General features: G+C 67.5%; 16 protein-coding genes. 5 read left to right on the plus strand and 11 right to left on the minus strand.

Going from position 1 to position 22,305, the window contains the following annotated elements:
• Complete coding sequence (locus tag DK926_RS18185; protein WP_279387095.1) at positions 1–3,444, minus strand: ATP-dependent DNA helicase; 3,444 nt, start codon at positions 3,442–3,444, stop codon at positions 1–3.
• The gene (locus DK926_RS18190; protein WP_243636886.1) at positions 3,441–6,800 is read right to left on the minus strand and encodes an ATP-dependent DNA helicase; all 3,360 of its coding nucleotides are present in this window, start codon (positions 6,798–6,800) and stop codon (positions 3,441–3,443) included. The genes DK926_RS18185 and DK926_RS18190 overlap by 4 nt, the downstream gene beginning before the upstream one ends.
• Before the next feature lie 94 nt (positions 6,801–6,894).
• Between DK926_RS18190 and DK926_RS18195 the strand changes: the two genes are divergently transcribed.
• Genes DK926_RS18195 through DK926_RS18210 form a run of 4 tightly spaced genes read left to right on the plus strand, consistent with a single transcriptional unit; the run spans position 6,895 to position 10,216 of the window.
• Positions 6,895–7,671, plus strand: coding sequence for an alpha/beta hydrolase (locus DK926_RS18195; RefSeq protein ID WP_114331564.1), 777 nt, complete (start codon positions 6,895–6,897; stop codon positions 7,669–7,671).
• The gene (locus DK926_RS18200) at positions 7,672–7,974 is read left to right on the plus strand and encodes an MGMT family protein (RefSeq protein ID WP_114331565.1); all 303 of its coding nucleotides are present in this window, start codon (positions 7,672–7,674) and stop codon (positions 7,972–7,974) included.
• An 11-nt stretch (positions 7,975–7,985) separates the two neighbouring features.
• On the plus strand, positions 7,986–8,420 hold the full coding sequence (locus DK926_RS18205; protein WP_068421436.1) for a PaaI family thioesterase: 435 nt from the start codon (positions 7,986–7,988) through the stop codon (positions 8,418–8,420).
• A 56-nt stretch (positions 8,421–8,476) separates the two neighbouring features.
• Entirely contained in the window at positions 8,477–10,216 is a 1,740-nt protein-coding gene (locus DK926_RS18210) for an NTP transferase domain-containing protein (protein ID WP_279387096.1), read from the plus strand.
• Here the strand turns inward: DK926_RS18210 and DK926_RS18215 are convergent.
• From DK926_RS18215 to DK926_RS18240, 6 genes are all read right to left on the minus strand, one after another.
• A complete protein-coding gene (locus tag DK926_RS18215; RefSeq protein WP_114331566.1) occupies positions 10,173–10,913 on the minus strand; it encodes a sirohydrochlorin chelatase in 741 nt (246 codons plus the stop codon). The genes DK926_RS18210 and DK926_RS18215 overlap by 44 nt on opposite strands.
• A complete protein-coding gene (locus DK926_RS18220) occupies positions 10,914–12,122 on the minus strand; it encodes a uroporphyrinogen-III synthase (protein ID WP_068421437.1) in 1,209 nt (402 codons plus the stop codon).
• Positions 12,119–12,514, minus strand: a complete 396-nt coding sequence (gene nirD / locus DK926_RS18225; protein WP_068421438.1) for a nitrite reductase small subunit NirD — start codon at positions 12,512–12,514, stop codon at positions 12,119–12,121. The genes DK926_RS18220 and nirD overlap by 4 nt, the downstream gene beginning before the upstream one ends.
• 79 nt (positions 12,515–12,593) lie before the next feature.
• Positions 12,594–15,125 carry a nitrite reductase large subunit NirB gene (gene nirB, locus DK926_RS18230; RefSeq protein ID WP_114331567.1) on the minus strand — a complete coding sequence of 844 codons (2,532 nt, stop codon included), beginning with the start codon at positions 15,123–15,125 and terminating at the stop codon, positions 12,594–12,596.
• Positions 15,122–16,546 carry a nitrate/nitrite transporter gene (locus DK926_RS18235; RefSeq protein ID WP_068421442.1) on the minus strand — a complete coding sequence of 475 codons (1,425 nt, stop codon included), beginning with the start codon at positions 16,544–16,546 and terminating at the stop codon, positions 15,122–15,124. Before DK926_RS18235 ends, nirB begins: the two co-directional genes overlap by 4 nt.
• Before the next feature lie 197 nt (positions 16,547–16,743).
• Positions 16,744–17,994 (minus strand): MFS transporter, encoded by a 1,251-nt coding sequence (locus tag DK926_RS18240; RefSeq protein ID WP_068421620.1) that lies wholly within the window; start codon positions 17,992–17,994, stop codon positions 16,744–16,746.
• Positions 17,995–18,093: 99 nt separating this feature from the next.
• On the opposite strand from DK926_RS18240, the gene DK926_RS18245 reads away from it, so the two are divergent.
• Positions 18,094–18,756 (plus strand): FadR/GntR family transcriptional regulator, encoded by a 663-nt coding sequence (locus DK926_RS18245; protein WP_114331568.1) that lies wholly within the window; start codon positions 18,094–18,096, stop codon positions 18,754–18,756.
• A 16-nt stretch (positions 18,757–18,772) separates the two neighbouring features.
• Here the strand turns inward: DK926_RS18245 and DK926_RS18250 are convergent, their stop codons facing one another.
• The 3 genes from DK926_RS18250 to DK926_RS18260 form a co-directional block, all read right to left on the minus strand.
• On the minus strand, positions 18,773–19,627 hold the full coding sequence (locus DK926_RS18250) for a TIGR02569 family protein (protein WP_114331612.1): 855 nt from the start codon (positions 19,625–19,627) through the stop codon (positions 18,773–18,775).
• A 78-nt stretch (positions 19,628–19,705) separates the two neighbouring features.
• A complete protein-coding gene (moeZ, locus tag DK926_RS18255; RefSeq protein WP_068421448.1) occupies positions 19,706–20,881 on the minus strand; it encodes an adenylyltransferase/sulfurtransferase MoeZ in 1,176 nt (391 codons plus the stop codon).
• 38 nt (positions 20,882–20,919) lie between these two features.
• Complete coding sequence (locus tag DK926_RS18260) at positions 20,920–22,092, minus strand: DUF3152 domain-containing protein (RefSeq protein ID WP_114331613.1); 1,173 nt, start codon at positions 22,090–22,092, stop codon at positions 20,920–20,922.
• Positions 22,093–22,305: the final 213 nt, after the last annotated feature.

The raw sequence follows: 22,305 nt of genomic DNA on the forward strand, positions 1-22,305 counted from the left end.
TCATGAGGCGTCCGAATCGAACCGGACATCGGTCCGTCCCTCGATGAGCGCCGCCAACGCGTCGGCGTCGGGCAGCTCTGCCGGCGCCACGGTGCGGCCGCTGCGCACGTAGTGGAACGCGGCGCGCACTTTCTCGAGCGGAACCGGTTCGGCGGACACCGCAGACATCAGTTCGGCCCAGGCGATGCGGTACGCCGCGAGCTGCATCACCACCGACTTCTCCTCCTTCGGAGTCGGCTCGGCGCCCGTCTTCCAGTCGACGACGGTCCAACCGCCGTCGGAATCGGCGAACACGGCGTCGATCCGGCCCCGCAGAACCGTTCCGGCGACCGAGGTCTCGAAGGGCACCTCGACTTCGACGGGACTGCGCAGAGACCAGTCCGAGTCGAGAAAGGCCTGCTGCAGCGTCTCGAGATCGACGTCCGTCGCAGCGCCCGTGTCCGCTGATCCGGGCAGTTCGTCCAGGTCGAGTAGCCGCGTCGCGCCGAATCTCCGCTCGATCCACGCGTGGAACGCCGTACCTCTGCGCGCCAACGGGTTCGGCGGGAACGGCAACGGACGACGCAAGCGCGACGCCAAGGCATCGGGATCGGCCGCGAGATCGACCAACTGACTGACCGACAGATTCTCCGGCAGCGTAACGGTCACAGTGGATCCGGCCCGTTCCGCTCGTTCGGCCAGCAGAGCGTCCACGTCCGCCGCCCACTGCTCGGGATCGGCGTCGTTGTCATTCTGTGGCTTCTCGTCCTGAGGCTCGTCGTTCTGCTGCTCGCTCGTCCCGTCGGCACGACCGCGCAACGCCGCGAGTACGGCCCGGGCGCCGTTCTCCACCGCTGCCCGTCGCGCTCCGAGTGGGTCGCGCGGCCATGGCGCCGAATGTGGTTCGGCGGCAAGCGGATTGTCCACTCCGTCGTCGGGCGCGTCGGCCCACCGGTCGACGACCGCCACCGGAGCCGACCCGGCGTGCGCTCGCTCGTCGACCAACTCTTTCAGCTCGATCAGGAAGGGCGACGGTCCGCGCGGTTTGGTGGCGCTCTCGTCCCAGTGATGCGCCGACACGAACAGTGCACGCTCGGTGCGCGTGAGCGCGACGTAGAACAGACGTCTGTCCTCGGCGAGCCGGCGTCGCGCGAGCGCCTCCTTGTGGCGGTCGACGGCGTCCTGCAGGTCCTTGCGGTTGTGCAGGTCCTCCAGCTCCAGGACGGGGACACCTTCGGACATTCGGCCGTCCTCCTGGGCGACGGACCTGTCACCGCGTAGCGACGGGGGAAGTTCGGCGAGCGCGCCGAGCCAGGTCGCCGACGCCGTCGTCGACGGGAACACTCCGGTTGCGACGTGCGGAACGGCCACCACCTCCCACTCGAGGCCCTTGGCCGAGTGCACCGTCAGCACCTGGACACGATGCGGCGCCACCTCGACCTCGCCGGGCGCCAACCCGTCCTCGACCGTCTCGGCAGCACCGAGGAAGGACAGGAACCCGGTGACTGTAGCCGTCGGATTGTCGGCGTAGTCGGCCACGACGCCGGCGAACTCGTCGAGGTGTTCGCGCCCGACCCCGCCGACCACGCCCGCCGCGGTACGCGCCTGCGCTTCGACACCGATGCCCATGGCTCGCTCGATGTCGGCCACCAGTTCGGTGAGCGGCTGGCCGATACGTTCGCGCAGCGAATGCACCTCGGCGGCCAGCGCTGTGATCCTGCGGTACCCGACCTCCGAATAATGCTCTGCCGGCCCGGGGTCCGCGATCGCGTCGGCGAGACCGGCTTCCTCGGATTGTTCACCGGGAAGCGAACTTTCGAGGGCGGCGTCGAGTGCGGCCCGATCGTCGACGCGTCCCGACGCGCCGAAACCACCTGCGATGGACAGTCGCTTCGCCCGCCGCGCCAATTGGCGTAGGTCGGCCGCACCGATCCGCCAGCGCGACCCGGTGAGGACACGCATCGCTGCGCTGCCCGCCATCGGATCGGCGACCAGTCGAAGCATCGCGGTGACGTCGGCGATCTCGGGTATGTGCAGTAGCCCACCGAGTCCGACGACCTCGACGGGGAGGCCACGGGACCGCAGCACCTCCGCGATCGGCTCGGCGTCGGCGTTGCGTCGAACGAGGACGGCCGCAGTGGGCGGAGGTCGGTCCTCGTCACGCGCACGTCGGTACTCGTCGGCGATCCGATCGGCGACCCATTCACGTTCGGTCAGCACGGTGTCGGTGACGGCGAGGCGGACGTCACCCGGTGTAGCGCCCGGACGCGCTCGCAGCGTCGGAACCGGAACTCCCGTGCGCCTCAGCGGTTCGGTGATGTGATTGGCCAGTTCGAGTGCCTCGGGCGGGTTACGCCAGCTCGTGAGCAGCTCGAGCCGCGGTGCCGGCGTTCCGTCGGCGAGTGGGAAGTCGGTCGCGAAACGCGGCAGATTGGCTGCCGACGCACCACGCCATCCGTAGATCGACTGCATGGGATCGCCGACGGCCGTCAGCGCGAGCGTCGGATCCGATCCGCCGCCGAACAGCGACGACAGCAGCACGCGTTGAGCGTGCCCGGTGTCCTGGTATTCGTCGAGCAGAACGAGTCGGAACCGTTCGCGTTCGGCGCGGCCGACCGGGGCGTGGTCGGCGGCCACACGCGCGGCGAGCGACATCTGGCTGCCGAAGTCCAGCGCGCCCTCGCGCCTGAGTGTCTGCGCGAGCCGCTCGACCAGAGGGAGCAACGCGATCCGATCATGTTGCGCGGCAAGGATGTCGAGCAGCGCCTTCGACGGGCCACCGCGCTGCTTGGGGCCCGCGGGCAGACCGTGCACGAGCTTGTCCAGGTCGGTGTGCGCCTCGCGAAGATCGTCGGGATCGACGAGGTGTTCGGCGAGCTGACCGGACAGAGCCAGTACGGCTTCGGTGATCGACGTCGGGTTGCGATCGGTGTCGAGGTCACCGTCCCACGTGCTGACGACACGATGGGCCAGCTGCCACAACTCGGTCTCGGACAGCAGTGTGGCCGACGGTTCGATCGGCAGCAGCAGGCCGTGTTCGGTCAGGAGTCGGCCCGCGTACGAGTGGTAGGTGCTGACCTCCGGCTCACCGGTCAGAATGCGCTCGCGTAGGTGCAGACTCGGGTCGAGGGCACGGACGACATCCGATCCGGCAAGGCGGTTCAGCCGCGCACGGATACGGGTGGTCAACTGCTGTGCGGCCTTTCGGGTGAACGTCAGGCCGAGCACGCTGTCGGGGTCGACGAATTCGTTGGCCACCATCCACACGACGCGTGCAGCCATCGTCTCGGTCTTGCCGGCGCCGGCTCCGGCTACGACGAGGGTCGGACCCGAGGGCGCGGAGATGACCGCGGCTTGTTCGGCGGTCGGGGGATGTTTCTGACCGAGTGCACGGGCCAACTCGATCGGATCGATGCGGGGTTCCGGTCGTTCCTGCCGCTTCTTCGGCGCGGATCGGGTGGTCAACTGTCGGTCACCTGCCTTCCGGTCTCGTGCGCGGGACAGCTCGACTTGACCGGGCAGTGCCTGCACCCGTCGTTGACGAAGGCCCTGAACGTAGGGCCCTTCGTCGCGGCGGCCGCGGCGTGCACGATGTCACGCCATTCCTCCAGCGTCTCGGGACTCGGCGGTTCCTGCATCCGCTGTGTCGCGCCGTCCTTGTTGTGCGGCTTGGCCACATAGACGAGGCGTGCGCCTCCCGGTTGTGCTGCGGGCTCCCCCTCGATAGCACCGGCCGCAGCCGCGACCTGGTAGGTCGCGAGCTGATTGTGGCTCCGCGCATCTTCTTTCGACAGAGCACTCTTGGCCGTCTTGACGTCGATGATCACCGGCCTGCCGTCGGCGTCGTGCTCGAGACGGTCGATACGGCCACGTAACGCCACCGCCGGTTCGTCGTCCGTCCGTGCAGGCAGCACTCCCTGCACCGTCACTTCGACGCCGGCTTCGGTCAGTTCTCCCCTGGTGCCGCGTAGCCATGCTTCGAACGTCTCGAGCATCGTTGCGGTTCGATCGAGCTCCCGCCGCGAGAACCACTGCGACCCGAGATCCACGGCATCCCATGCTGTTTCGAGGGCACGTCGGACCTGATCGGGGGGCATGTTGCCGGCGACTGCCTGCACGAGCGTGTGCACGAGCGTTCCCGTCACGGCATGGGTGTTGGCACCGTCGTTGCCTCCGTGACGATCGAGCATCCACCGCAGCGGGCACGTCGTCAGCTGCTCGACCGTCGACGGCGACAGCGGAACCGGTCCGTCGTCGACGGTCCACAGCGGTGCATCGGTGCTGACATCCGCAAGCCCGAACCACTCGTCGGGGTGAGCTCCCTTGACCCCCGCGTCGGCGAGGCGCGCCAGTTGCGCCGCGGCGCGATTCCATTTTGCGGAATCCTGTTCTGCGACGACGGGATCGCACACGACGCTTCGCAGTTCAGCGACCAACATGGGCAGCGCGAGCACCCGATCGTTCGACTCCTTGTCCTGTGCGTGCGTCGACCAGTCGTCGGCGTCCTGGGAGCCCTGCTCGCCGGCGTTGCCCGCCACGAGCTCGTCGACGAACCGGGACCGGACGAGATCCGCGTCGCCGGTGCTCGAATCGACCGCCGAGACGATCAGGATGGAACGAGCGCGGCTGCACGCCACCATGAACAGCTTGCGTTCCTCCGCGAGCAACGGTGCGGTACGAGACAGTCTGCCGTCGATCAACGAGGCGGCGTCGGCGATACCCGACGTGAGGTCGACGAGTGACTCGGTACCGAGGAGACTGCCTCGTGCCCGCAGCCCGGGCCACAGCCCCTCCTGCACTCCGGGGACCGCGACGAGTTCCCATTCTCGTCCCGCGGCCGAGTGCGCACTGAGGACGGTGACGGCGTCGGTTGCGGCCGCCGCCGAGATGCGGGTGCCCGGGATCTGCTGCTGGGTGATGTAGTCGACGAATCCGGCGAGCCGCGCCTGGGGCAACCGGTCGACGTAGGACGCAGCGGCGTCGAACAGTGCGACGACGGCGTCGAGATCCCGATCCGCCTGCGCACCCGCAGAGCCGCCCCACGCCGACACCGATGCCCACCGCCGTTCCAGACCGGTGCCCTGCCATGCCGCCCACAGCACGTCCTCGACGCCGCGCCCACGTCGAGCGACGGCAGCGGCCTTCCGCACCACCGACAGGACTCGACGCAGCGGCGCCGACTCGACGTCCGAGAGCTCGGACATCCACGACGAATCCGACTGTGGCGCATCGCCATCCGTGCGACGGGATCCGGCGTCGACGATGACCGCCCGCAGGAGTTCCGACGAGTCGCGTTCGCCGCCCGCGGCCAACTCGATCCGCCGGACGCCACGGCGCAGCCGACGCAGCGCAACAGGATCGGCGCCGCCGATCGGACCGGACAGCAACGCGAGCGCGTCCTCACCGTCGAACGAGTCGTCGACCATGGACCGCAGCACCAACAGCAGACCCACGGCACCGTGCTGCCGATGCAGCGGCAGTTCCGACGCCGGGGTCACGACGGGAACACCCGCCGCCTGCAGTGCTCGTCGCAGCGGTGCGACGACCCGAGGAACCGACCGCACGACGACGGCCATCTCCGACCACGGCATGCCGTCGACCAGATGGGCGCGCCGCATGACGTCGGCGATGGCAGTGGCCTCCTTGGCCGCCGACGCGTGCACCCGAACGAGTGCCTTGGCCTCGCCGAAACGCGGTGCGCCGACTGCCTCCGCACCTCGATGACGCGCGAGACCCGGAAGTCGGCCCGCGATGGAGTGAGCGATCTTCGCAACGACGGGATCGCTACGAAAATTGTGCGTCAGCACCACTCGGCGGGCATCCCCCGGCTCGGCCAGATCCGCGACGAACGACGGGTCGGCACCGCGGAACGTGAAGACCGATTGGTCGGGGTCGCCCGCGACGACGGTGGAGTCGGTGTTGCTGCCGATGGCCCGAATCAGGTGCGCCGCTTGTGGATCGAGATGCTGTGCGTCGTCGACGACGAGGTGCCTGATGCGGGCGCGCTCGGATTGCAACAGCTCCGGGTCGGTCGCGAAGGCCATCAGCGCGCTGCCGATGAGCTCCGCGGCGTCGAGCCCGGGCGCCGACGCCCCTGCTGCCTCCATTCCGACGGCACCGCGCAGCAACATGGCCTGCTCGTAGCGCGCCGCGAACTTGCCGACGGCCACCCATTCCTCGCGCCCGTGCTTTCGGCCGAGTTTGACGAGGTCCTCCGGCCCGATACCGCGTTCGGCCGAGCGCAGCATCAGATCGCGGACCGCCGTGGCGAAACCCGACATGCCGAGTGCAGGGCGCAGCCTCTCCGGCCAGTCGGCAGCGCCGTCGTCGATGTCTCCTCGCAGCATCTCGCGGACCACGGCGTCCTGCTCGGCGCCGGTGAGAAGCCGAGGAGGTGGGTTGCCGTAGATGGCCGCCTGCAGACGCAGGACGGCGAACGCGTACGAGTGGACGGTGCGCACCAACGGTTCACGCGTCGCTCGCACCGGAAGTTCGCCGGCGAACAGTCCCGCGGTGATCTGCTCGCGCATCCGGACCGAAGCCCGTTTCGACTGCGTCAGCACGAGCACCGATTCCGGGTCGCCGTCCGCGATGCGGGACACCGCGTAATCGGCCATCAACGAGGTCTTGCCGGTGCCGGGACCGCCGAGCACCTGCCACGGACGCCACGCCGCACCTCCGTCGGCTGCGGCTTCGGCGGCATCCGAGAAACTGGTCAACAACCGCTGGGCGTCGCCCGACCACGTGCGACGAGCCTGCGCGACGCGAGGCGCCCGCACGAGCGTCGCCCCGCCCTGCCTGTCACCGCCGCGTCCGTCCACGGAAAAGATTGGATCACGCCCCACCGACACATTCGCATCCCGTGACCGTCCCACCCGACGCCGTGCGATCGCATCGATGCGGCAGACTGAACCGGTGCCCCAGCTGAACCTTCACACGTACGGGCCGGTCGACGGGCCCGAGATCCTCGCCGTGCACGGCATGACCGGACACGGCGCCCGCTGGCGTGACCTCGCCGAGAATCATCTGCCGGAGGCCAGATTTCTCGCCCCGGACCTGATCGGCCACGGCCGATCGCCGTCGACTCCGCCGTGGGACATCGCCGCGCAGATCGATGCACTTCGAACGCTCGTCGAGAACCACGCGCGTGGACCGGTCCTGGTCGTCGGCCATTCGTACGGCGGCGCGCTGGCCGTGCATCTGGCGGCGACGCATCCCGAGCTCGTGCGGGGGCTCGTTCTTCTCGACCCGGCGATCGAGATCGACCCGAACGACCTGCTCGAGGTCGCCGAGCTCACCGCCAAGTATCCCGACTACACCGATGCCGACGAGGCGAAGTCGGAGAAGATCAACGGCGCGTGGGCGGACGTGCCCGTCGAACTTCTGGATCGCGAGATCGAGGAGCATCTCGAACGGACCGACAACGGCCGCGTCAAGTGGCGCATGTCGACGGCGGCGATCGTCGCGTCGTGGGGTGAGCTCGCGCGGCCGCTCGTCGTGCCCCCGGCGGGTACGAGGACCGTCGTCGTGCAGGCGATGCGTGTACAGCCACCGTACGTGACCGACCAGTTCAAGAAGGCGCTCGATGCACAGCTGGGTGACGACCTGACGATCGTCGAACTCGACTGCGATCACATGGTTCCTCAGGCCAAGCCCGCCGACGTCGCCGATCTGGTGCGTGAGCTGTTGTAGATGGCGCGCATCACGGACGAGCAGGTCGAGACCGTGCGATCGCTGGTCGCATCCATTCCCCCGGGCCACGTCGCAACGTACGGGGACATCTGCGCGGCCGCCGGGCTGTCCAGCCCGCGCATCGTGGGCTGGATCATGCGAACGGACTCTGCGGACCTTCCGTGGCATCGAGTGCTGTCGGCCAGCGGAAAGCCGGCCGCGCACCTGGCCACGCGGCAGCTCGAACAATTGCGCGCCGAGGGCGTCCTGGCTCGGGACGGTCGTGTGGACCTGAAAGCAATCCGCTTCCCGTTCACCGACTAACCTCGTCAGGTATGGATCTCGGACAGTTCGACCCGCGGTCGACCGCGAAGTACGCCCTGAAGAAGGCGAGTCCGTTCGTCGCCGCTGCCGGTCTGGTCGTCGACGAAGTGTCGGGTACACGCGTCGTCGGCCACATCGAACTGTCCGAGGAGCACTTCACCCCCTGGGGCGTCGTGCACGGCGGCGTCTACACGACGGCCGTCGAGAGCGCCGCCAGCATCGGTGCGAGCGAGGCCGTGAAGGAACGAGGCGAGTTCGCCGTCGGCGTGCACAACGGAACCGATTTCCTGCGTGCCAGCAAGGGCGGACGCGTCGACGTCGTCGCGGAACCGTTGCAGCAGGGCCGCGTTCAACAGTTGTGGCTGGTGACCGTCACTGCTTCGGACAGCGGCAAGACCATCGCGCGCGGTCAGGTTCGACTGCAGAACGTGCCGCTTCCGACGTGACCTCACACCCGGTCGGGTCGTCCCGGCAGGCGCAACTCCCGGATACCGGGTCGTTCCTGCAGGCTCCACTTTCCGATTTCGACGCCGTCGTACTCGCCGGCGGGTCGGCTCGGCGCATGGGAGGCATCGACAAACCCGGTCTTCGTGTCGGCGGGATGCCCCTCCTGCACAGGGCCGTCGACGCCGTCGGAGACGCACGACGGATCGTCGTCGTGGGTCCTCACCGCGACGATCTCGCCGACGACGTCCTCCAGACACGCGAGGAGCCTGCCCGCTCCGGACCCGTCGCGGCCATCGCCGCGGGGCTGCAAGCACTGTCGCGGTCCACGGCCGACATCGTCGTGGTCATCGCGGCCGACCTTCCGTTCGTCGACACCCGCGCCATCACCACTCTGGTTGCAGCCGTGGGTGATTCACCCGTCGTGTTCGCGATGGACGACGCCGGAAGAACACAGTATCTCTTCGGCGCGTGGGCACGTTCGACACTGACCCACAAAATATGCGCACTCGAAGACGTTGCAGGACAGCCTGTTCGCTCCCTCCTCCCGGACGATTACCGCACCGTCGCCGTCGACGGTACCGACGACTGCGATACACCGGAGGACGTGCGCCGAGCACGGGAACGCACTGCCCTTCACGCGGCGGGCATCGAGGCATCACGGGCGAGGATCCGAGAACGGTTGTCGCCCCTTGCGGTACGCCACGTACCTCCGGTGGAGGCCGAGGGAGGTGTCCTCGCCGACGCCCTCGTCGCTGCCGGTGCGCTCCCCCACGTCGACACGTCCGCGATGGACGGCTACGCGGTGGCAGGCGACGAGCCGTGGACGGTGCGAGGCCAGGTTGCCTTCGCGGGAACGTCGGATCTCGAAGACATGCACGACGGCGATGCCGTTCGCATCGCAACCGGCGCGCGGGTTCCCGACGGCGCCACCGCCGTCGTGCGGGACGAGCACGTCGTCGTCGGCGACGACGGGCTCCTGCGTCGACGTCCCGACGCACCGGTGCGGAACGACGCACGCCGACGTGGTGAGGACTGGCGACCGGGGACCGAACTGGTCTCTGCGGGAACGACCGTCTCGGCCGCCGTGGTGTCGGTCGCTCTCAGCGCCGAGGTGGGCAACCTGATGGTGCGCGGGCCGGTTCGTGCCCGAACCGTGTTCAGCGGGAACGAGATTCGCGCCGAGGGTCCACTCGATCCTGGTCAGACCCGTGACAGCATCGGCCCGGCCCTTCCGCGTTACCTTCGTTCGTGCTGCATCGACACGGCGGACTCGGTGCACCTTCACGACACACCTGCCGCGTTCGACGAACTACTCGCCGACGCGTCGGACGTGGACCTGCTGGTCGTCGTCGGCGCGACAGGCGGCGGCGCGGCGGATCAACTCAGGTCTGCGTTGAACCGGGCGTCGGCGGAGACCATCGTGAGCCGGGTTCCCATCCGCCCCGGCGGATCTCAGATCACGGCGGTCCTGCCGAACGGGGTCGTCGTGCTCGGGCTGCCCGGCAATCCACTGGCGGCCGTCAGCACCCTGATGATGACGGCACCCGCGATCGTCGACGCGTTGACCGGCAGGATACCCACCAAGCCGTGGCTCGGCTTCCTCACCAACGCTGCCGACGTCGCGTCCGACAGTGCGCGCATCGTTCCCGTCTCGCGCGATGGGGTGGGATGGCGCGCGGACACCGCCGTGCGCACCGCACACCTGCTTCACCTCGTGGGTCACGACGCGTTGGCGGTCGTCCCGCCGCATGTCAGCCCAGACGACCCCGTGGAGCTACTTCCGCTGTTTCGGTAAGAATCGAATCGTGGAGAACCGCTGCACCGGCACGGAATCGGTCGACGACGAGATCGACGATTCCTGCGTGGACGCCGAGCGGATCGGCGACGCCGTCGCTGCCCGCGTCGACGAGCCTGGAGTGGAACAGCCCGCGTGCCAGCAGGTACGACGCCACGAAGACTCTCCTGTGGCCCTCACGACGGAGCTCGGCGACTACGTCGGGCACCGCGGGCTGTGCGGTTGCGACGTACCCGATACGCACCGGCACCTGCGCAAGCTCGGCCAGCATCGCCGCCGCACGACGGTGGTCACGTAGTGCTCGCTGGTCGGACGATCCCGCCGCGGCGAACACGATGGCGTCGCCGTCGTTCCATCCCACTGCGCGCAGCCGCTCGAGCATGACCTGCGCGAACACCGGATCGGGACCGAGTGCACGCGTGACCGTCACCCGCAGGTGCTCGCTGTCGGCAACCTCGCGGGGAACGTCGGTGTGCACGTGATAGCCGGAGGCCAGGAACGCAGGTACCACGACAGCGGGAGCAGTGAGACCTCTCAGCACTTCGGACGGAGACGGGCCGAGCACGTCGACGAACGCGACGCGCGTCTCGCCGACCTCGCGGCCGACCGCGTCGGCCAGTTCGGCGACCATCTCGACGCCGCGGGGATTGCGGGTTCCGTGCGCGACCAGCACGAGCGTCGGGTTCTTCACGTTCATCTAGTACTTGCTCCCCTCGGGAACTCGAATCGGTGGCGCGGAGGGGATGTGCGACCGGTCGTCGACGGCGACGTCGGCGGGATCGATCGCGAGGCGATATCCCCTCTTGACCACGGTTTGAATGGTCTTCGGTGCGCCCAGTGACGACCGGAGCCGTGTCATCGCGGTCTCGACGGCGTGGGTGTCGTCGCCACCGCCGGGCAGCGACGCCAGCAGTTCGTCGCGGGACACGACCTGCCCCGGCCTACGGGCCAGTGTCTTCACCAGGGCCATCCCGGCGGGTGAGATCGAACGCACGACGCCGTCGACGACGACGCATCGACCCCGGATGCTGATCGAATGACCGCCCGCCTGCATCGGCCGCGCACGCCGCGGGAGTTCCTCGGCGATATGTCTGGCCAGTGCACCCAGGCGAGCGCGCGCCGGCTGCGTCGTCGCCACCTTCAGATGTTCGAGCGGCGCCGCCGTCACCGGACCCACGCACACGGGCAGAACCCGGGTGCGCAGCGAGTGCAGCAGTGGTTCGAGCACACCGCTGACGTCCGCGCGCATCAGCAGCGACGCCACGGCAGGTGCACTCGTGAAGCTGACGGCGTCGAGATCGCCGACGAGCACCGCCTCGATCATCCGGTCCATCGGCGTGCCGTCGTCGGGGGCGGTCCACCGATACACCGGTACGGGCACGACGTCCGCGCCTGCGTCGCGCAGCGCCTCGCAGAAGTCCGGCACCGGTTCCCATTCGGTTGTCGCACCGTGCAATTGAACGGCGACACGTTTACCCGCGACTCCTTCGTCGAGAAGGTGTTCGAGCACCTCCGCCGACGACTCCGATGCGGGCGACCATTCCTCGCGGAGGTCGGCCGCACGGATGGCACCCTTGGCCTTCGGTCCGCGAGCCAACAGTCTCGACGACGCGAGTGCCCGCCCCAGGCTTTCTGCCCTTCCCCACCCGTCGGCGGCCTCGACCCATCCACGGAATCCGATTCCGGTCGTGGCGACGGTGATGTCCGGTGGCTCGGCGATGATGCTGTCGGTGACGCGTTCGAGTTCTGCGTCGTCGGCGAGCGGGATGATGCGGATCGCCGGAGCGTGCATCACCGATGCGCCTCGGCGCTCCAGCAACGTCGCGAACTCCTCGGCACGACGCGACGCGGTGACCCCGACGGCAAACCCTGCCAGAGGCGTAGCAGCCTCGGCGGCTTGGCTCATGTCGTCGCGCCCCGCACGAAGATCACACCGTCGACCACCTTTGTCTCGAACGAGCCGAGGCCGACCGACTCGTCGTCGAGGCAACGGCCGTCGACGAGCGAGAACACCTGCTTGAGCAGCGGCGACGCCACGGTCGGCTCCCCGGCGCGGTCACCGACCAGGCCACGGGACATGACCGCGGCGCGGCCGAACGGATCGATGTTCCCGACGGCGTACACGTCACCTCCGGGGAGAACGAACAGTGCAGCCTGCACGCCTCCTCGCAGCAGCACCGCAACGCCTCGGCCGGGAACCAGGGTGTCGATCGCGGCCGCTGCCGTCCATTCGCGAGCGGCGTGTGTGCCGGCCGAGACGGCCCGGTCCGTGCTGGTTCGAGTATCGATGACAGTCATTCGAGTACCTCCTGGTGCTATTGCACGTTGCCGATGTTTCTTCGTCGTTAAGCAGCCATTACTGCGGTGTGCACATGCGTCACGCGCCGACTCGGGGCATTCCCATCAACACGGGAACCTTGCGCTGACCACTGTCGTCGAACGAAATGGTCTGGTCCGCCTCGTCGGGTGCGTTGACGAACGAGACGAACCGGCTCAGCTTCTCCTCGTCCTCGAGGACGCCCGCCCACTCGTCCTTGTATCCCGCGACGTGGCGTTCCATGTCGGCCTCCAACTCGGCGCCGATTCCGAGGCTGTCCTCGACGACGACCGCCTTCAGATGGTCGAGCCCACCGTCGAGGGATTCGAGCCACGGGGCGGTGCGCTGCAGTCGGTCCGCGGTGCGCACGTAGAACATGAGGTACCGATCGATGTAGCTGACGAGCGTCGCGTCGTCGAGGTTCGACGCCAACAGCTGCGCGTGCTTGGGCGACTGTCCACCGTTGCCACCGACGTACAGGTTCCAGCCGCCCTCGGTCGCGATGACGCCGACGTCCTTGCCCCGCGCCTCGGCACATTCGCGTGCGCAGCCGGACACACCGAACTTGATCTTGTGCGGGGAACGCAGTCCGCGGTAACGATTTTCCAGGTCGACGGCCATGCCGACCGAGTCCTGCACGCCGTAGCGGCACCAGCTCGACCCGACGCAACTTTTCACCGTCCGCAGCGACTTGCCGTACGCCTGGCCGGATTCCATCCCCGCGTCGACGAGTCGTTTCCAGATCGCCGGAAGCTGTTCGACGCGTGCGCCGAACAGGTCGATCCGCTGACCACCGGTGACCTTCGTGTACAGACCGAAATCGCGGGCGACCTCGCCGATGACGATGAGCTGTTCGGGCGTGCACTCGCCACCGGGCATGCGCGGCACCACCGAGTAGGTCCCGTTCTTCTGAATGTTGGCGAGGAAGTGGTCGTTGGTGTCCTGCAGCGACGCCTGCTCCCCGTCGAGAATGTGGTCCGACGACGTCGACGCGAGAATCGATGCGACGACGGGCTTGCAGATGTCGCAGCCGGTTCCCGTGCCGTACTTCGCGACGAGGGAGGAGAAGGTTCGCGTGTTCGTGGCACGGACGATCTCGAACAGCTCGGCGCGCGACTGAGAGAAGTGCTCGCACAACGACTTCGACAACACGACGCCCGACGCCGCGAGCAGCTGCTTGATCGACGGGAGGCAGCCGCCGCACGTCGTGCCTGCCGTCGTGCAACTCTTGACCGAGGCGAGGTCGCAGGCGCCGCCCTCGATAGCACCACAGATCGCACCCTTCGTCACCCCGTTGCACGAGCAGATCTCGGCGTCGTCGGGCAGTGCACCGATGCCAACGGACTCGGCCGCGGGCGAGATCAGCGACCCGGGATCGCCCGGGAGTTCGCGTCCGACAAGCGGTCTCAGAAGTGAATATGCCGTCGCATCGCCGACGAGGATGCCGCCGAGCAGCGTCTTGGCGTCGTCGGACACGACGAGTTTCGCGTACGTACCCTTCGGTGCGTCGCTGAACACGACTTCGAGCGCACCGGGCGTCGCGGCCATCGCGTCACCGAAGCTGGCGACGTCGACGCCCATGAGCTTGAGCTTGGTGGACATGTCGGCACCCGGGAATTCGGCTGCGCCCCCGAGCAACCGGTCGGCGACGACCTCGGCCGTCGAGTATCCGGGTGCGACGAGACCGTAGCATCGACCCTCGACGGCAGCGCACTCACCGATCGCGTAGACGTCGGGATCCGCTGTGCGACAACCAGTGTCGACCATGATGCCGCCACGCGCGCCGACCTCGAGACCACAATCGCGTGCCAGCTGATCCTGAGGCCGCACACCTGCCGAGAACACCACGAGGGCGGCGTCGATGACCGTGCCGTCGGACAACTCCACCGACAGTCCGGCGCTGTCGTTCTCGGCTATGGACGACGTACCGACTCCCGTGTGAACGTACAGTCCGAGATCGGTGACGAGACGCGCAAGCAGTGCGCCGCCACCCTCGTCGACCTGCAACGGCATGAGCCGTGGTGCGAACTCGACGACGTGCGGCGTCATGCCCATCTTCTTCAGTGCATTCGCGGCCTCGAGCCCCAGGAGGCCACCGCCCACGACGATGCCGACGGCTCCCGGCCCGGCAGCGTCGGCGCGAGCGCGAATGCGGTCGAGGTCGTCGAGCGTGCGGTAGACGAAGCACCCGTCCAGGTCGTGGCCGGAGATCGGCGGTACGAACGGGTAGGACCCCGTCGCAAAGACCAGGGCGTCGTAGTCGACGGTGTCGCCGAGCGACGTCGTCACGGTCTTCGCCGCGCGGTCGATACTGTCGGCGCGCACTCCGAGCCGCATCTCGACGGCCGTGTCACCGAGATAGTCGTTGCCCGCGAGTGCGAGCTCCTTGTGATCCCAGCTACCGACGTAGGACGACAGACCGACACGGTCGTAGGCCGGCAACGCCTCCTCGCACAGAACGGTGATCTTCCAGTCGGCGGCCTCGTCACGCGCACGCAGCGCTTCGACGAACCGGTGACCGACCATTCCGTGTCCAACAACCACCGCGTTCTTCACGAGAGGTCCTTTCGATGTGTCGAGTTCGAGAGTCATACCGCTGCAGCCGAATTCGCGGGGCGCTTGCGCAGGTAGACCGCCCAGGTGACGCCGCAGCAGAGGACGTAGAAGGCCAGGAAGACCCAGAAGGCGGTCGTCGCCGATTTCGCCTCACCCGAGTACGACGCGCGGAGAACGAGATTGATACCGACACCGCCCAGAGCGCCGATGGCACCGGCGATTCCGATGAGCGCACCGGACATCCTGCGGGACCAGTGCTGCTGCTCCTCGATCGTCGTTCCCTGCAGTTCGACCGACTTGGCGGCGAAGATGGCAGGGATCATCTTGTAGACCGAGCCGTTTCCGAGGCCGGACAGCAGGAACAGCAGGATGAATCCGACGACGAACAACGCCATCATCGTTCCGCTCGCGGCGCCCGCGGTGTTGTCGTCCCACGTACTCGCGGCGACGAGGATGCCGGTCGAGAAGACCATGGCGACGAACGTGTACAGCGTGATCTTCCCGCCGCCGATCTTGTCGGCGAGTTTGCCACCGAACGGACGCGAGATCGATCCGAGAAGCGGCCCGAGAAACGCGATCTGGGCTGCGTGCAGCGACGCCTGTGCCTGCTGCGCGGCCGTCGCGGGTGCGCCGTCGGTCAGCCCAGCCAGGAAGTTGATCTGCAGAACCTGACCGAACGCGAAGCTGAAGCCGATGAACGATCCGAACGTGCCGATGTAGAGGAACGCGATCCACCACGAGTCGGAGAAGCGCAGCACGTCGATCATGGAGCGCCCGTTGGTCTTCTGGTTCTCCAGGTTGTCCATGAACAGAGCCGCGCCGACCGCGGCGATCGCGATGAACACGAGATACACGGCACAGACGATCTCGGGCGCGGTGTTGCCGACGGTTGCGATGACGAGCAGACCGATCAACTGGATGACGGGCACGCCGATGTTGCCACCGCCCGCGTTGAGGCCGAGCGCCCATCCCTTCTCACGCTGCGGGTAGAACGCGTTGATGTTGGTCATCGAGGACGCGAAGTTGCCGCCACCGAGTCCCGCGAACGCGGCGACGATCATGTACGTGGTGTACGACGCCGGATTCAGCATGAAGTACATCGTCAGCACCGTCGGGACGAGGAGCACGAGAGCGCTGAAGATCGTCCAGTTACGTCCGCCGAACTTGGCCGTCGCGAACGTGTAGGGAATGCGCAGAATGCCGCCGACGAGCGTCGGGACTGCGACCAGGAAGAACTTGCCCGCCGCGTCGATGCCGTACACCGACACCGGCATGAACAGCACCATGACCGACCAGATGGACCAGATCGAGAAGCCGACGTGCTCGGCGACGACCGACCAGATCAAATTCCGCTTCGCGATGTCCTTGCCGCCGGCCTCCCACGCCTCGATGTCCTCGGAGTTCCAGTAGCTGATGCGATGATTCTTCGACACCGGAACCGTGCCCGGTTTCGGCACTGCAGACGAAACAGCGTCGGCGGGGACAGTACCGGTTGGCAATGCCTCGGGGGTGCTTGTCACGTAGGCCTCCTGATCGGGTGTGTGCACCGAATCTAGGAAAGCCATGTTGCGCGGGCGCTGCCCGCGATGACCTCGCGATTAACTTGGTCTCACGTTCGACGGAAGCCGAACGTGAGATAGACCGCGACTTTCCGTCACCAGGTGTCCTCGAGCATCCGAGGCCTGCAGCAGAAGTAACCGGCGACGAGCAGCACGGCGACACAGACGGTCAGCACGAGGACGGGCACGCCCCATCCCCCGGACAGAGAATGCAGCAGACCGAACGACAGCGGGCCCATCGACGAGACGACGTAACCGAGGCCCTGTGTGAAGCCGGACAGTCCCGACGAGCCTGCCGGGGTGCGGGTGCGCAGGTTCATCAGCGTCAACGACATCGGGAACGTCAAGGTGCCGAGACCGAGCAGACAGACCCAGACGACGGTGCCCGACGCCGGCGACCAGTGCAGACCGGCGAATCCGACGAGGTAGAACACGGCAGCCACGACGACGAGTCCGTACGGGTTGCGCAGACGCGCGCACAGCGACGGCGCACCGAGCGACGTGACGAGACCCATGGCACCGAACGCGGCGACGGATGCGCCTGCCGCAGCCTCGCCGATACCGGCGTCGGTCAACAGCGTCGGGAGCCAGGTGAGCATTGCGTAGGTGATGAACGAGGTCATCGCGAACATGCCGACCATTCCCCAGGCGAGCGACGAACGCCAGATGCGTCCCGTCGACTCCTCGTGGACCGCAGCCGACCCTTCTTCCCCCGACACGTCCGCCACGTCCCTGCCCCGACGCGCGAGAACGACTCCCAGCCACGGCACGGCCGCCGCGAGCCCGACGACGGCCCAGACTCCGATCGAGATGCGCCAGCCGTGTGCATTCGCGACCGGAACGGCGAGCAACGGAGGAGCCAGCGTGCTGATCTGCATCGCGCAGATGTACATCGTGCTGACGACGGCGAGCCGGTCGGAGAAGTATCGCTTGACGAGCGGCGGGATGACGACGTTTCCGATTCCCATGCCCGCCAACGCGAGAGCGGACAGAACCAGCAACGACACGGTACCGGGCGCGAACGCGCGCACGGCCATGCCCACCGTCGTCATCGTCATCGCGATCAGTGCAGCGCGCTCGAGTCCGGTGCGCTTCGCGATCACGGGAGTGAGCAGACCGAACACGGCGAACATCGCCGGCGGCAACATTCCCACGAGACCGATGACTCCGGACCCGAAGTGCAGATCGTCACCGATACGACCGAACAAAGGGCTGATACTCGTGACGGCCGCGCGCAGCGTCAGCGCCGAGACGATGATCGCCGCGAACACCAGAATTCGGCCACGAAGGAGTCGGGTCGATTCGGAGTGTTCGGAGGTCTCGGTGACGACGGCGCTGGTACCCACGCGTTGAATCATAGGATGACCGGATCATCGGCCGCAAAGCGTTAAACTAGCGGCCGATCGCGCAGAACCCGGGGCGCGAAGACCGACGGGGAGTCCAACGTGCAGCAGGTACAGCGTTCCAGCCTGATCTCTCAGGTGACGGCGCAGCTCCGTGACGAGATCGTCTCGAAGCGATGGCCTGTCGGGTCACGGATACCGACCGAGCCCGAGCTGTGCGAGATGACCGGAACGGGGCGCAACACTGTCCGCGAAGCCGTTCAGGCGCTCGTGCACGCAGGGATGGTCGAGCGTAGGCAGGGATCAGGGACGTTCGTCCTGGCCACCTCGGACCTCGGCGGGACTCTCGGAAAGTACTTCGCCGACGCTCTCGACCGCGACGTCACCGAGCTCCGACGCGCTCTCGAGGTCACCGCGGCGATGCTCGCCGCCGAACGCCGCGACGACGAGGACATCCGCGCGTTGACAGAAGCGCTCGCGAACCGGAACGAATCGATGAGCGGCGGCGTCACCGTCGACGCGATCGCCGTCGACGCGCTGTTTCACCGTGCCATCGTCGCGGCCAGCCACAACGCCGTCTATCTGGAGTTCTACGACTCTCTGCTTCCGGTCATCCAGCAGGCCATGCTGCATCACCTCGTCGCACACGACCTGAACTACGACGCCGAACACATCGCCTTGGTCGACGCAATCGTCGACGGCGACGCCGATCGGGCGGGTCAGGCCGCCCAGGTGCTGTTCGACGAGCTCGTCCGCGAGGCCTGAACTCCCGTCGGCGAACCTAGAGCAACAGCCGAACGAGATCGGCGGTGCGCGCCAGACCGGGAAATGCCTCGGGCGTCGACCGCGCGTGCAGTGCGTGCACCGCGAAGCGGAAGATCAACGCACGCAGCAGCATCTGCGGCCACTCGGGCAAGTCCTCCCAGCGACCGACCAGAGCATCGTCCGCACCGCCCCACGAGATCGCGTCGACGACGGACACCGCCGCCGCCCACGCCGCCGGTCGCCAGTACGGAGTGATGTCGGTGATGCCGGGGGCGTCGCTGCCCTCGAACAGAACGGTGCCGAACAGGTCGCCGTGGACCAGCTGATCCGGCGATTCGACGGGTTTGCGCAGGCTCGCGAGCTGCTTGATCAGCTCCAGACTTTGTTTGCCGTCATCGGAGGTCACTTCGGGCGCACCAGCGCCGCGCGCGGCACGCAGTGGAACCGCCTCCCACGCGGCACGGTCGGCGACCGCGAAGACGTCGACGTCGGCCCACGGCGCGACCGGGAGCTGCGACAGGAACCGCGGCCTGTCCAGCTGAGCCGTCGCGGCGTGCAAGCGAACCGACATCGAGACGACCTCGTCGTGCCGCGGCTCGGGTGAACCCTCGATGAACGTGTCCGCGCGCCAACTGCTGACGACGTAACGCCCGTCGGTGGATCGCACCGGCCGAGCGAGTCGAACCCCGTCGACCACCAAGTTCTCGCGCACCTTGGCCGACCACGCCGCACGGGCGTGGTCGGCAACGGGCGACAGCACGACGTCGCCGAGCCTCCAACCACCGTCCCAATCGGCCCCGAGCGGGATGGGAGGCACGTCGCGCAGCCCGAACGTGGAGATCACGTGCTGAGGGGGTTCCACAGAGCTCACGTCTGTCACGCTACCGTCGACCGCCCGCACCCCGGCGCAGGCGCGCGACGCACGAACCTCACGAGTAATCGACCCCACTCAGTACTGCGGCAGGCTCGGATCCACCTGTGCTGCCCACGCGACAATTCCACCCTGGAGGTGGACGGCGTCGCCGAAACCCGCCTCGTGCAGCACCGCGAGTGCCTCGGCCGAACGGATACCGGTCTTGCAGTGCAGCACGATCCGACGGTTCTGCGGCAGCTCGGCCAGTGCCTCACCCGACAGAATCCGGCCCTTGGGCACGAGTGTTGCGCCGTCGATATGCGCAATGTCCCATTCGACCGGCTCGCGTACGTCGATGAGCGCGACGTCGTCGGAGCCCTTCATCAGCGCGGCCAATTCCGCCGGGGTGATCGTCGACCCGTCCGCGGCAGCCGCGGCCTCGTCGGACACGACCCCGCAGAACGCGTCGTAATCGACCAGTTCGGTGATCGGTGTTCGGTCCGGATCGCGTTGCACCCGCAACGTCCGGTAGTTCATCGACAGGGCGTCGTAGATCATCAACCGACCGAGCAGCGTCTCGCCGATGCCGGTGACGAGTTTGATGGCTTCGGTCACCATGACCGAGCCGACCGACGCGCACAGCACGCCGAGAACACCGCCCTCGGCGCAGGACGGCACCATGCCGGGCGGCGGCGCCTCGGGATACAGATCCCGGTAGTTCAGGCCGACGCCACCGGGTGCGTCCTCCCAGAACACCGACACCTGACCTTCGAACCGGTAGATCGAGCCCCACACGTACGGCTTGTGCGCGAGTACGGCCGCGTCGTTGACGAGGTACCGGGTCGCGAAGTTGTCCGTGCCGTCCAGAATCAGGTCGTACTGTTCGAACAACGCCACGGCGTTGGTTCGATCGAGTCGGAACTCGTGCAGCCGGACGTCGACGCCGTCGTTGATCTCGCGTATCGACTCGGCCGCGCTCTGCGCCTTCGATCGGCCCACGTCGGACCGACCGTGGATGACCTGACGCTGAAGGTTGGACATCTCGACGACGTCGTCGTCGACGATGCCCAGCGTGCCGACGCCTGCCGCAGCCAGATAGAGCAGTGCGGGCGAGCCGAGGCCACCCGCACCGATGACCAGCACACGGGCGTTACGGAGTCGACGCTGACCGAGAGTGCCGACGTCGGGAATGATGAGGTGCCTGCTGTAGCGCGCGACGTCCTCGTGGGACAGCGGCGCCGACGGTTCCACCAGCGGGGGCAGCTGGACCATGTCGTTCGTTCTCTCTTTCAGCGCGAGCGTCGACCAGGTCAGCTACGCGGGTAGGGCCACGGATTGAACCGGCAGGTCTTGCCGTCCATCGGCACGACGCCTTCCGGATCGAGCCGGGCGATGTCGTCGTTGGCGGTTCCGAAGGTCTGCTGCATCATCACCGGCGCCAACCCTCCCTCGGTCTCGCACGGCTGGTGCTGCTGATAGCCGATGGCGTGGCCGACCTCGTGATTGATCTGATACTGACGATACGAGCCGATGTCGCCCTGGAACGCGATGGCACCGCGCACCCAACGCGGCTCGTTCAGCACGACACGTCCGATCCCGGGGTTGTAGCAGGAGACCTCGAGCTGGATGTCGTACCCACACGCCTGCCGGATGCTCATCTGCGATGTCAGCGAGATGCGGAAGTCCGGTTCACCCGAATCCACACGACGGAAGGCGAATCTCGGATCGTTGGTCCAGCTCTTCGGGTTGGCGAGCGTCTGATCGACGAGACGGCCGAACGACTCGTCGCCTCCGAAACCGACGGTGTCGACCCCGTCCTCCACCTCGACCGTGTAGGTGAACACGCGCTCGGTACCTTGACCGACCTGCGGCGTCGTTCCCGCAACGGTGTGCCACGTGCCCGCGCCCTGCACGGCGAACGGGCCGCCGTCGGGCAGATCGCCCGACGGAATCGAGTCCGCGAAGTTGCCGTCCGCGGCCGGCGGAACACCGATGACGTCGGTCGAACCGGTCGTGTCGGTGCTCAGCGCGCCGAACCCGGGATCGGCGGACTGATTCGTACCACCCGCCGTGGTCGTCGCCGGATCACCGGTACGAACGGCATCGAACACGACCAAGGCCGTCACGACCAGAAGAATCGGAATGGCGTACGCACGCCAGCCGTACACCGACGCGAACTTGCCGAGCTTGCTCTGCTTCTTCGCCTGACGTTCCGGGCGCGGCGACCGTGTGCGGGGCTTGCGCGGCTCGGTACGCGTCGTGGGATCCCATTGCGCACGCAACGGCTGATGGGAACCACGCGAACCGACGTCGCGCGGAAAATCGTCCGGGCCACCGTCGTCGAACTCACGGCGCATGTCGCGTTCGGCGCGGCGCGCTCGGCCACCGACAGTCGAGTACTGCCGGTCTCGTTCGGTGTCACGGGAGTCGTCGGCGCTCGATCTGTTCCTTCCGCTGCGCCGCGGCCCACCTCGGTCAGTCACCACGCCAGAATCTCACAGTCGTCGACATCCTCTGTTCGCCGCGCCGAAATCAGTGACACGGAACAACCGACCGGTCTCCAAACCGACCGGCAGGTCGCGGCGTCGACAATCGAAGATCCGGACGTCGGCGGACGACCCGCGGGCGGTCGTATCGGACGTACCGTTGCCGGGAGGTATCGTTGCCACGATCTGCACTACCCGAATTCGAGACGA

The sequence above is a fragment of the Rhodococcus sp. Eu-32 genome (assembly GCF_003336925.1).
In the GTDB taxonomy this organism is placed as follows: Bacteria; Actinomycetota; Actinomycetes; order Mycobacteriales; family Mycobacteriaceae; genus Rhodococcoides; species Rhodococcoides kyotonensis_B.

Excerpts from the sequence above, each read along its gene's own strand:
- DK926_RS18200 (WP_114331565.1), top strand. The coding sequence starts at position 7,672 with ATGGCGCGCATCACGGACGAGCAGGTCGAGACCGTGCGATCGCTGGTC.
- DK926_RS18205 (WP_068421436.1), top strand. The coding sequence starts at position 7,986 with ATGGATCTCGGACAGTTCGACCCGCGGTCGACCGCGAAGTACGCCCTG.
- DK926_RS18215 (WP_114331566.1), bottom strand. The coding sequence starts at position 10,913 with ATGAACGTGAAGAACCCGACGCTCGTGCTGGTCGCGCACGGAACCCGC.
- DK926_RS18220 (WP_068421437.1), bottom strand. The coding sequence starts at position 12,122 with ATGAGCCAAGCCGCCGAGGCTGCTACGCCTCTGGCAGGGTTTGCCGTC.
- nirD (WP_068421438.1), bottom strand. The coding sequence starts at position 12,514 with ATGACTGTCATCGATACTCGAACCAGCACGGACCGGGCCGTCTCGGCC.
- nirB (WP_114331567.1), bottom strand. The coding sequence starts at position 15,125 with ATGACTCTCGAACTCGACACATCGAAAGGACCTCTCGTGAAGAACGCG.
- moeZ (WP_068421448.1), bottom strand. The coding sequence starts at position 20,881 with ATGGTCCAGCTGCCCCCGCTGGTGGAACCGTCGGCGCCGCTGTCCCAC.